At 40.3% G+C, this 12,211-nt stretch carries 10 protein-coding genes; 1 reads left to right on the plus strand and 9 read right to left on the minus strand.

Features of this window, described 5'->3' with window-relative positions:
• Positions 1-276: 276 nt before the first annotated feature.
• From D9603_RS20975 to D9603_RS20995, 5 genes are all read right to left on the minus strand, one after another.
• Positions 277-2,364, minus strand: a complete 2,088-nt coding sequence (locus D9603_RS20975) for a winged helix-turn-helix domain-containing protein (RefSeq protein ID WP_128732784.1) — start codon at positions 2,362-2,364, stop codon at positions 277-279.
• A gap of 143 nt (positions 2,365-2,507) precedes the next feature.
• Complete coding sequence (locus D9603_RS20980; protein WP_128732785.1) at positions 2,508-3,047, minus strand: hypothetical protein; 540 nt, start codon at positions 3,045-3,047, stop codon at positions 2,508-2,510.
• 10 nt (positions 3,048-3,057) lie between these two features.
• A complete protein-coding gene (locus D9603_RS20985) occupies positions 3,058-3,240 on the minus strand; it encodes a hypothetical protein (RefSeq protein WP_128732786.1) in 183 nt (60 codons plus the stop codon).
• A 632-nt stretch (positions 3,241-3,872) separates the two neighbouring features.
• Positions 3,873-7,001 carry a lantibiotic dehydratase gene (locus D9603_RS20990; protein ID WP_128732787.1) on the minus strand — a complete coding sequence of 1,043 codons (3,129 nt, stop codon included), beginning with the start codon at positions 6,999-7,001 and terminating at the stop codon, positions 3,873-3,875.
• A 9-nt stretch (positions 7,002-7,010) separates the two neighbouring features.
• Complete coding sequence (locus D9603_RS20995; RefSeq protein ID WP_128732788.1) at positions 7,011-8,216, minus strand: lanthionine synthetase C family protein; 1,206 nt, start codon at positions 8,214-8,216, stop codon at positions 7,011-7,013.
• A gap of 403 nt (positions 8,217-8,619) precedes the next feature.
• Here D9603_RS20995 and D9603_RS21000 point away from each other — a divergent pair, with 403 nt between their 5' ends.
• Positions 8,620-8,820, plus strand: coding sequence for a hypothetical protein (locus D9603_RS21000; RefSeq protein ID WP_128732789.1), 201 nt, complete (start codon positions 8,620-8,622; stop codon positions 8,818-8,820).
• A gap of 58 nt (positions 8,821-8,878) precedes the next feature.
• Here D9603_RS21000 and D9603_RS21005 read toward each other — a convergent pair whose 3' ends face one another.
• Genes D9603_RS21005 through D9603_RS21020 form a run of 4 tightly spaced genes read right to left on the minus strand, consistent with a single transcriptional unit; the run spans position 8,879 to position 12,060 of the window.
• The gene (locus tag D9603_RS21005) at positions 8,879-9,628 is read right to left on the minus strand and encodes an outer membrane lipoprotein-sorting protein (protein ID WP_128732790.1); all 750 of its coding nucleotides are present in this window, start codon (positions 9,626-9,628) and stop codon (positions 8,879-8,881) included.
• Positions 9,621-10,835, minus strand: a complete 1,215-nt coding sequence (locus D9603_RS21010) for an FtsX-like permease family protein (protein WP_128732791.1) — start codon at positions 10,833-10,835, stop codon at positions 9,621-9,623. Before D9603_RS21010 ends, D9603_RS21005 begins: the two co-directional genes overlap by 8 nt.
• Entirely contained in the window at positions 10,835-11,530 is a 696-nt protein-coding gene (locus D9603_RS21015; RefSeq protein ID WP_128732792.1) for an ABC transporter ATP-binding protein, read from the minus strand. Before D9603_RS21015 ends, D9603_RS21010 begins: the two co-directional genes overlap by 1 nt.
• Complete coding sequence (locus tag D9603_RS21020) at positions 11,530-12,060, minus strand: hypothetical protein (protein WP_128732793.1); 531 nt, start codon at positions 12,058-12,060, stop codon at positions 11,530-11,532. Before D9603_RS21020 ends, D9603_RS21015 begins: the two co-directional genes overlap by 1 nt.
• Positions 12,061-12,211 lie beyond the last annotated feature (151 nt).

The raw sequence follows: 12,211 nt of genomic DNA on the forward strand, positions 1-12,211 counted from the left end.
AAATAGATCACTTAATTAAGCAAATTGGTATAAACCATTGATTTAAAAGGATAGAAAATGAAATAGGGTGTACCATTGGCTAATGCGTAAAACACTTACAAGAACAAAAGATGAGTGCACAAGCACAGACAAAAAGCAAATACTAGATACTATGGTAGTCGCCAATTCATAGCAACTATCAACGAGCAGTTATTTTTAAGTTTTGATAATTCACATGATTTCTTGGATAACATTACGTAGTCATACGGTAATACATGTTGCTAGTAAAGATTTATCTTAGTGTCCAACTCGGCTAATATCTGCATAAATTAGTGAGTTTGAAGATACACTAACAATATCTAGAACCAGCTTTGAGCTACTATCAACAATGTGAATATCATTAATAAACATGTTCTTAGAAAGTTCTGATGAAATGAGTTTGGGCTGAGAACTATCCAATTCGAGTTCGTATTTAAATATGTTTTTTCCATCCGAGTGGAATAGTTCGCCTTCCTTTAACGCAAAAGAGTCTTTAAAGTAGCTTTTTGTAATATTGGCAACATTTTTAGTGCTCCCATCACTCTGTTTAATCCATACACTGCCCTCTACATCAATATAAACATAGCTGCCGTTTTTGTAAGGAGAAAACCAACTAACCTTATCTAGAGGTAAGAGAATCATCTTCATCGCATTTAGGTCATAGAGAAAAGCTTGATTTTGTCTTAGCTTGTCGTTCTTTAGTAGGCCATAAACAACGCTATCACTTTTGAATCCGATACTTATTGGATGATTTTTTAGCGCTATATCTGCTTTCAACTCTCTAGTTATCAGGTCATAGACTTTGAACGAATCTTTATATAGTAACAGTAGCTTTTGTGACCTCTCATCAAGATCAAAGTCTAGAGCACCTCCTACCTCCCAAGGCGTGTCCTTATCTATTTCAGGCCCACTAACTATTAATTGTTTTAAACCATTATTATACCTTTTGAGATAAGCGCTGAACTGACCTTTATGGACCGCTTTAAATTCATCTTCCGCACTCACGTGTAAAGGACTGAGTTTCCAATCTTCTAAATCGAAGTTATAAATATCAAAAGAATACGGAACACTCACAGCTATGATCTTATTATTACTTAAGTTATATGCCAATGAATAAGCGCTTTTCTTTTCTAATTCTTCAACTTTGGATACTGAAAGCTTACTCAATGAAAAGTAAACTAAAGTTTGATCTATGTTATCAAACCACGATATCGAGTTGCTCTCTTTGTCGTAGCTAACTCTCCATATTCTACCTTCTGTTTTATATAAGCTTTTCACCTCCGTGCCCTCGATATCAGTCACCATTAATTCGGTAAAACCAAACTGAACTCGTTCAAAATATACCTTTTTGGCTAACTCATCGAAGTAAAGAAAGTTATCCCCAAATGAACTAAGACTCGGCGAGGTAATTTGATATTCGTCACCAGATTTTATGTCTCTGATAACGACTGTAGATAAGTTATTATTGTTTCTGTAACCAAATTTAGAATAAATTATTGTTTCGTCACTTATTCCGACCATGACGCGCTGTCGCTCGTCACAGTTCATTATAAACTTTTGAGATCTTTCTTTGTCCTCTAAGTCTATTTTCCAAATTTCACATTGGTTGTCTTTAATCTTTTTGACGAAAAGCTCACTCGACTTTAATGACCAGCCGGAAGGAGAAAGATTAACGTTTGGGTGGGCAAGCTTATTTTCTTGATTCGTCACTAGGTCTCTAACGATAACACTAGAAAACTCCTCTCCCTCTGCCGTAAATTCAAAAGCAAGAAACCGTTCAGAAGGATGTATGATAATTGAGTTATAGCTACCTTCAAGCCAAGAAATCGTTTTTTCATCAACACTAACTTCTCTCACATCTACTCCCTGTTTCTCGAATGAGAAAAAGACAGATGCTAAACCCGCAAGTAACATGGTGAATAAAAAGTAGAAAATGAATATTCGGTGGTTAGATGTTTTTTTTGGCGGCTTATCTTGAGGGCGAGACTCTGAGACGTTTTCAAAGTAAATAATTTCGGGTTCGAGAAAAAAACTATAACCCTTGCTGTAGTGTGTTTTGATTACTGTGCTTTGCTGCTTATTTGAGCGTAAAATTTTTCTTAACTCAGACATCGCACGATTGATGGCGTTGTCATCAACGTAACGTTGACACCAAACATTTTCAGCAAGGTCTTGCCGAGTTACAACAGCCTCATTATTAATAATAAAGTAACAAAGTAGTTTAAAGATAAGCGGCTCTAATTCTCTGGCTACTTCGCCATCAAATATTCTTTGTGACTTGGGGTCTAAAACCCATTCACCAAATCGAACTTCTGTAACTTTCCTTGAAAAACTAACTTCGTTCATTATTTACTTTTTGCTATAAATACCCACAGAGTTATTCTACCCGATAAGAACAATAACTCAATAGTAACACAGCGCAAAAGACTATTAGTTTAAAAAACCACCAAACAACAAATAAAACAATATATTAACTAATGCAACAAATATCATACGCAACCATGGTTATCCTCCTTGATATTTATACCAATTTTTGATTGCCATTCAAATGAAGCATCGTTAGCTACAAATGTATAATTTCCTTTTTCTTTACTCTGGATCACGATATTTGCAGACATTCCCCTATTACACAACGTTACTAATTGTCCAACCTTAAAACTTTCATCAGCGTTATCTGGCATCCTGATAACGCCATAAATTGTTTTGCTTTTCAGTTTCATAAGTAAATCTCCAGAGTTAAACCTTTGTTGAGCAAGACTATGCTGCCTTGTCCATTTGACTAAACTCGGAGATGTAGCAACTATTTTCTTTTCTTCATTTTTTTCATTGAGATATTTAATTAGAATATCCCCTTCAAAAACCTCTACATTTTCCGACGCTAAAAACTCAAAGTCTATTGCATTCTCATACGCATATACGAGTTCGATTCTAGGTGGCTCTACCTCAATAATGATGGATGGTGAAGTAGAAGCAGAAGCCATCAAAGAATACGCCGTGAACCCTCCAAATAATGTTTTTCTTACATTCATTGCTAGACTTCTAAAGCTGAGGCTTTGTTAAAGAGTTGGAGTGATACGGATCAGGCTCAGGTTGACTGATATGTGACGTAGTCTTAATACCATCAGTATTACCACCTGCAATCTTTTTAGTCATCGATCCATCGATATGAGCTTTATCGTTTAACTGTTTTAAGTTTTTCTTTATAAGTTTTAATTTAAGCATGACGTCTACACCTTTTATTTATGTTTATTTTTGTAGTTTTAGTCTCAATCAGCCTTGAACCTTTATGAGAGCCATTAAAGAGTACAAACAAAGTGTAAAAAATGGTAATTATCAATCCTTAGAAAGACTTAAATTAATGATATTTATGCTTTTATTCTGGTTTCAAGATAATGTTTAATATGATTTCTTTGGTGAGTTTATACAGCAATATTAATGAATATTTGCAAAAGTCAGGTTGTGTTATCAGCTTATTGTTGTGACCCTCTAACGCAACACATATTGGAACAAGCTTTATCACTACAGTAGTGATAACAGAAAAAAGCATTCAGCTTAAGCTGCAAACAACTATTCCCTTTTTAATCACTGGTGTGAGCGCTAACGGTGTTGGGAACACCTTCAGTAACCAGCAGGAGTAAAGTAAAATACATCATTACCGCAAGGTTCTCTGACTAGGCAAATTAAAGTAAATTTTGAAAAGTAATTGATTAACTAACTTTTTATCCAGCCTCAAGTTATCATCATTGAACTAGTATTGCTAAAGCTCACTTTGATTCATAGTGAAGGTAAAGCACCAACATGGTGCTTTACCTAGTGAAAAATACGAGAGAGTTGCGGCTAGACTTCCCTCTAATCTACAGACTTTTAGACTCAGAAAAATATTTTCTTCTTAGCATATCGTGGATCACAAACTCTTGCTCTCGGCCATATGCTTTGAACATACGGTTATTGTGCATATGCAGCAACGAACTAAGCAATGAGTCCGTACTCAAATTCAGTTCACCGCTGCGCTCAAGCTCGAGGATCTCTTTTACCACCGGCTCAGCCTGTTTTTGCCAAGCTTCCAAAAGCGCTAAAATAGCTTGCTGGGTTTCATCACACTGAGCAAGTTGCGACACCTGTAACTTCACAAAGTCATCATCGAGTTGCGTTTGATGATCACGATAACGGTTCCCCAGCTGCTTTCTTAGCATGCTATTTTCATTGAACTCTTTGCCAAAGCCTGCCCTTAACGAGGAAATAAGGTTAAGCTTGCGCTCGGCATCATAGTCAAATAGCGAGAGTAATCTATCAGTACAAGCCAATGCGACACGCCAGCGAATATCTTCTCCAAACTCTTCGACTAATTGGCAGCTTTTGGCAATGAGTATACTGTCGAACATAAATAAGTTCTCAACTAACACCATAGACTGTGGACCGCCATAGCGTTCGACTTCTCGTTCATAAGTCATTAGCTCCACTTTGTGAAGTTGCGAGCTTTCGATCATTGGCGCCAGCAGCTGATTAAGCTTTGGCAGTAGCTCTCCACAAAGTACTTCTGGCTGACCATAAAAACGCAATCGTATATGCCAATCAGGATCGCCATAGCGAATGAAGAACCACTTCTCAAATAACGCGCTATTTTCTTCAATCAATGGTACTAGTTGTTCGTATAGTAGCTGTTCGACAATCGTATTACCGGAATAAATCTTTAAACTCAGCCACTGTGAACCTGCACTAAAGCGCCGCGAAATAGGTGTTGCGGTAATATTTTCTAGCGGCTTTTCAATATAATGGCGATATGGTTTTGCTGTCTCTGTAAATAAAGGAACAATGATTTCATTGGCGTAGTGCCGACCTTGCTTATCGGTCACGCGGGACGTAAAGCGTGAAGTGAGTACTTCACTTAGTTCGACCACAGTGCGCCCTTTTGTCTCCATTAGTAGAATTTCGACCATGCTACTTTGATTTAAGTTCAAGGTGAGAATGTTGTCTCCAGCAGCAAAGCTTACCCAATCATCAAGGAGATACTGTGCTTTTAATTGTGCGAGTTTAGCACTATCTACTTGCTGGTTAACTAATATCGCCTCTAGTGCTTTACGTTCAACTCGCCACGTTTTTTCTTTTAAGATCAGGTTGTCCAGCATAATACGAGGTAAATAAGCTGCGCTACTCAAATTAGCTGGCATCGAAAACCTTGGAGGATCGGTTTCTTGATACTGCATCATACACAAGAATTTATAGGCACTGAGGCTTCTTGCTGAGAAGTTATGTGCACTCGAAAGCCTTGGGATCACTCGCTTATTTAGACGTTTACTCCAAAGTTTAACTTGTCTATTTTCCACCCATACATAAAGGTCATGCAGAGGAATTTGGTATTCAGGATCTAATACACTGTCCGCCATAAATACAATTTCGTATTGACGTAAGTGTGGTCGAGCGATGACGTTACCAGGACGTCCTTCAGGAACATGGACAATTTCGGCAAAAATTACGTCATCGCTATGGTTATGTTCTTGCGCTAAATGTGCGACTACCGACTTGTTTAACGTGTCATCTAGGTGACAAAAACGACCTAACAAGTTAGCCGCCGAAGGGCCATAGCAGCCATTTAGTTTGACTACTGAGTTTGACTTTTCGTCCTCAAAAAGGCTCAGCATAACCGCCATTGAGTAGGGGAATTGATAGTCGACCTTATTTTTTACTCGCTGTTTTAACTCACTGCTTTTTAGCACGATACAGTCTTTACCTAAATTACTGGGCATAGACACGGCTTGCTCAATAATAAAGTCCAACTCAGATTGGGTTTGCGTAGATGTCTGGTTACTGTTTGCTTTACCCAGCTGTAACCCCCCCACCAGCGGCGCATCATAGCCAGTCTCAGTTGAAACACTAATACCTGATTCGTCATCTAGTACCACATTTAATGGCACAAACTGCCCTTCAAATCGAGTGTTAAACTGATTGATAAACTTCTCTAGCGGATTATTTTGGCTCGTTTGACTCAAGCTTGTGATCAGCTGTAACTGCTTGGTGACTCTGCTCACCTCTTGTTGAGATAATTCGCACTCAATAAATGCACGATAAGTATCTGACTGAAAGAGTTTATTTTCCTGAACTTTGATGGGGAGTTCTGACAAGTAACGATAAATGTCATGATACTGTTGCGGACTTGCTTCCCCAGCTTCGTCCATTGCAGCCAAATCAGTAATGGCTTGTGATAATTTAGTTGTAATAGTTTCTGGTGCGAACTGCTGTAGCGCCTTTAAAAGTGCAGTGTCAGGGCTTTCACCCGTAAGCGGTAAAGGGATATTAGGCACAAGTACCCCTTCATCTATCAATGCTTCGAGATACTGAGTGACTTCCTCATGCTCAGCATCAGGATAACGTAACTTAAATTGCTCAACTAACTGTGAAAAGCTCAGACCTTGCTTCGCCAAATCAAGCATCGTATTGAAATACTCGTCACTATCCACAGCGCTTAAACGATACTGCATCGCATCATCGGATAAATAAGTTTCAATATATCGGCATTGATCGGCAATAAAGTAATGTGACGGATTTGGGTGATACTGTAAGTTGTCTGATTTTGCTTCAGTGTCAGCAAGGTGTGAGCGTATTGCTGACAATAAGAACATGTCTAGGCGTGTTTTTCGTGTATCACGCTGTGCACTGTCACTGACTAAACGTGTTTCAGTACCTAGTTTGCCGGTATGGATCCCTGAAAACAATCCAAATGGTGTAGGCCTAGAAGACATACGTATTAAATATCGTAATAAGGCTAAGGCAACTTTTTTGCCTTGCTTGGAATGTGGCTTTTCACGCCATTGGTCCAACCGCTCCACCAATGACGGACTCGCCACATAGAGCGCTTCCATCACCCCAGGGGTTGCAAGCCATTGGCTTAGCATAAGGTTACTGTCTTGCTGATCAAATAATGTTTCAACTGGCAGCTTTGGTGCCCTTAATACAAAAAAAGAGTCTGTTGTTATTTTTGCTGACATCGTTATTCCTTAACTCATTAAGAGACAATCAGTCCAATCCAAGTTGTCGTCTAGCGCGCCGATGAGCGCGAGACCAATTCCGGCATAGCCCATTAAAAAACTAAAGTCTTGCTGATGATCTTGATCAACACCATTAAATGAATATAGTGCTTTAAGACCGCTTTCTTCATACTTGGCAAGGCCATAATCAAGCCATGTTTGCGCTGCTTGTAGTAATTTTGGATGTGGCATTTCTTGATTTAGGCGCTGATAAATTGTCACCAAACCAAAAAAGCCATGACAAAGGCCAGCATCATTAATATGACCTTGCTCTGCATCTCTGTCGACATTAAAAAGCGCAATCTCTAGCGCACTATCAAGGTAACTGGGTTTATCCAAAGCATGCCCAGCTCTGGCCAAGGTCAGTGCAATGGTTAAATCACCGTAACACCAACCTAAACGAGATTCATGCTTGTCGCCAGCACAAGACCCAAAACAAGCAGCCCTATCTGTGGCATGCGTTTGTTGCTCTAGCAACCAATCACAGCTGTTGATAATCAAGGTTTGAGCGCGTGACTTGGTCTTCTCATCTTGTAATGCTGGAAGTAACGCAGCAATAATACCGGGTACACCGTGCGCAAGTCCCAAGTTAAATTCAGGTGCCGCCGTATCATCCTTATCAAATCGAAATACCGACTGTGCCGGTTGAGACCAAGCGGTGTGTTGCTCATTGATGTTAACAGCTACCGACTCATAACCAGTCACAACTCTGTCTAATAAAACGGTCTGAGTGGTTTGTTTTGCTCTTCTGGCAATGTAAGGAGAATATCCACCCAGCCCGAGTACCATTTCTACTTCCCCCGTCCACGGGGTGAAATCTAGAGCTGCAGCAAAAAAGCTATCAATTTCTTCGAGTAATTCGGGGTCGTACTCTTCGCTGTTAGACTGGTTCAGATACTCTAAAAGCCAGGCTTGACCTGCAAGCCCTGAGCTCAATTCGGGCGTTTGTTCAGCCAGCTCATGTTGCAGCCGCTCAAGAGCCTGATGAAACTGCACTTCATCGACCCAATCGTCACAGCACTCTGATGCACGATACAAAAATAATAAGTGGCCAGCCAATCCACTGAGTAGCCCATTACTCATAACACTTGTAAGATCGGATTCGACTAACTTCACCAAATCACCAATAAGAGTTTGTATTTTATGTTTTTTTTCTGAATCTACTGGGAGTAACATGGTTGTCCTTGTTAACACACTATGGTGGTTTTATTTGTCTTTACTATAGGTAAGTTAACCTGTTATGTGAATAAACTCAAATGCTGATTCTAACCACATAACTCACACCATACATACAAAAAAAAACCAAAATTAAACATAAAGAACAAAATTAAAAAAACAAATCAAAAGTGTTGACAAACCCCAAATGAGGGACTAGTTTAATTTTTGACCACTCAAGTTTGAGTGATTAAAAAGGATATTTACAAAAGGATTTTTCATCTACTTAACTTGGGTTTGGATAGGACGTATGTATTTTCAGGCTCGCCTTATACGATGGCTTTATCTAGCCAAAGTACGTTTTTATTAGGCGAAGTAATAACTATTTCAAATCTAGGTTGCTAATTTTGGTAAGGAAAAACACATGAAATTACAATTAAACAAAAAAAATATTAAAGCACTTTCAAATGATGGTAAGTCAGTACCAGCAGCGATGACACCACAAGTTGTTGGTGGAAATATGCAGCCACTTTCACCTGTTGGCAGTAACTATTGTAGTGATGATTACAACTGTTGGACAGGTCGACCTCGCTCATGCCGCGAGCACACTTGTCAAATGCCATAATAGGTAACTGTATATACAAGTAGAGGTAATCCTCTACTTGTATTCAACCTCTGGTGGCTTAAAAACGTAAATCATTTCTGATCAGCATTTGCGGGTTAAAGAATTTTTCTGAAAGAGTTACCGCTTCAAAATCTTGATACTCCACTTGGGTCATTTTATTACGCTGTACCTTATCTCTGATCAGCATGCTGCCCACCCGATCGCCTCGTGCCGTAAAGTTAACCGTTTTAGCCAAACGCCCTGAATTTAAAAACATCTCTGCCTGCTTTGGAAAAAAGTTCTCTTTAGCCACTAACAGCTTAATGGTCTGATAACTCACCTTCTCATGCTTTGCTTGCAATGTCATTTCTATACCTTGGGCGTTATGATGATGTGTGACGACTTGATAATCATCACTCCAGCGCATGGTAGCGATATCTCCGATTGCAGCCTCACCGAGGAGCTTTTGCATCGGAGTGATCCGAATTGGGCGTCTACTTTTTGGTAAAAACATCCAGTAATCATTGCCCTTCATCAGTACTTTTTGGCCTAGCTCAGACTTACTTTTATAAATAACTAATGCACGCTGTTGTGACTGAGTATAAACGTCAAATTCACGGACTGTTAGAAGTTGCTCAGCTTCATACTGACTCACCTTAATCGCTACTTTCGCATTGTCATATTTACTACGAAATTGATCCGCTTGATTCAGAGCATCGGCTATAGCTTGTTTGCTAAGCGCTTGCTCACTCTCCTGCTCTTGCGCCCAACTAGTATTACTGGCACTCAATAACATCAACAACATGGCTAAAATAACTGAGTTAAACATGACTTAATGCCTCCACAATCGTATTTTTACAACCTTGATGTGCAGCTCTAAGTGCTGCCAACACCGAAATAACCAAAATTGCCACCGCACTCATCAACGCGATATGCCATGAGAATAACACCACCAGAGGATACCCCTGCTCACTACCAGGAGGGGGAGGCATCTCGATACCTAACATCATAATGGCTAGACTTACTAGCCATGCAGCCACAACTCCAATCACCATGCCGATTAGTGCAATAGTGACCGCCTCCAGAGTAAAGTTTCGTAAAATTTCAGATTGATATATCCCAAGCGCTCTTAATGTGCCAATCTCTCGGGTACGCTCGGCAACAGATAGCGTCATCGTATTCGACACTGCAAACAGTACTAACAACACCAGCATGACTCCAAGCAAACCAAATATACGGTTATACAGTGACTGAACAGATTGATAGTAAAACGCTTTATCCCACCAAGGTGTAAAAGCATAACCCTGTTCAAGCTGCTGATAGTGAGACATCGTTTCTGCTGTAGCCGCTAAGTCAAACAAATAGACTGACAGTGAACTTATTTTTGTTGTATTAAGTAGAGCTTGTGCTTGATCTAACGCGGTATAGAGCTGACGCTTATCAAGTTCTGGGATCCCAGTGGTGTAGATCCCTATCACTTCGAAATCAACGGCATTCAAGGCACCACTTGTCGTTGTGGTCATCAACGTGACGACATCACCTATGGAGATCTTTAGGCTTTTTGCCAACCCCTTCGCCAACAACAATTGTGGTAGCGCCTGAGGATCGGTGTACGATGATAATAACCGCCCCTCCAACAAACTGAAGATTGGTCCTTTGACCATAAACTCTTCACTGTCTACTCCAAGACCCATAAATATTAAGCTTTTATCACCGTTTGAAGCCAAACCACTAAACTTCACTCGAGGTAATGCAGCTTTTACCGCTTCATCAGTATTCAGCGCAGTATGTAGCGAGCTAATATCTCCAAGCCCATATTGCAAAGGCATGTCTTCCTCTAATTCATGGTTTTGATGCGTCACAATAAAGTTTCCCTCATCTCGCGCTGCTTTTTCTGCGAGTGACTGATAAGTAAACAACGCAAAACCAGAGGTTGTTAATATGGCAACCATCGCCACCGCTATGATAGTCACCGCCAATATTGAGCGGCGCATATTTCTAATTACATTTAACAAAGCAAAGTAACACCAGCGCATTATCCAGCCCTCCAAAACGAGTTTGTCGTAGTCACTTGTTGTAATTCACCATCTTGTAAATTGAATCGACGAGTAAAGCGATGTAGCATCCTGTCGTCATGGGTTGCCATTAAAAAAGTCGTGCCATACTGCTGACCTAGCGCCGCCATCATGTCCATAACCAGGTTCGCGGTGGTGGTATCCAAATTTGCGGTCGGTTCATCTGCTATCACTAACTTTGGTCGCTTTACCAGTGCTCTTGCGATAGCAACTCGTTGCTGCTGGCCACCAGAAAGCTGATCAGGTCGTTTATTAATATGGTCTTTTAATCCTACCTGTACTGCCATTTTCGCAGCCAGTTCCAGCCGTTGTGCACTGGGCATATTTAACATCATCAGTGGCAGCTCTATGTTTTCTAATACCGTCATCACCGGCACTAAGTTGTATCGCTGGAAGATAAACCCAATATGTGCTCGGCGTATTTGTGTTAATGAATCTGCACACTTAGGAACAATTTGACCATCTAAGGACAACTCCCCTTGGTAATCGCTATCTAACAGGCCGCAAATGTTTAATAGGGTTGATTTTCCGCTACCTGACGGCCCACACAATGCCACGGACTCACCAACATTAATCTCTGCCGATACCTCTTGAAGTGCAGTATGTGGCTGACCATTATCATTATAAGTTTTATGGATCTGCGTAAATTTCAGCATTATTCACCTGCCAGCTCAGAGTCTAGTAACGCCGTGTATTGCTGAAACTTTTGCTTATTTTGGAGACGCTTCGCCCCTGCGATGGCGCATCGTATGGCTTGGCGCTCTGTCGGTGCGGCTGCTATTACCTGATCGAGTAGAAACATCCCTTGCTGATGCCGGTGTAAAGTCTCTGGTAATCTGACAAAAGTACATCCAGCAACGATAGCAATTTGCTTTTGCGCTTGTTGCGGTAATGTTTGTCCTTGTTTTAGCGCTTTCGCTACTGTACTTGCACCACGTTCAGCTTGTTGCAATTTTTGCCAAGGAGAATCTATAAACTGTGCTTTTGCTGCTTGTAAGCTGCCAAGAAGCGCCAATGTAAGTGGGCTTTGGGCTTGCTTATATACTTGCTGCAATTGTGCTATTGCGGTTTGATTTTGTAATTTATCGCCTTGTATGCCTTGGCGATAAACCGCACTGACATCGATATTCGCAAACGCTGATGTACTTGCTATTACACCCAATATTAATAGTATTTTTGTTTTCACTTTGTATGTCCTCACCTGCTGTTGATGAGGTCAGTGTATGTGGTTTACACAGTGCGGTGGGGTTGAAGTGATAAAGTGTAAAAAAAGCGGATAAATGGCAATATTGGCCGATAAGTGCATTGTTCGCTTTTATACCAACTTTCTTAATTAA

This window comes from Pseudoalteromonas sp. PS5 (assembly GCF_004103255.1).
Classification (GTDB): Bacteria; Pseudomonadota; Gammaproteobacteria; order Enterobacterales; family Alteromonadaceae; genus Pseudoalteromonas; species Pseudoalteromonas peptidolytica.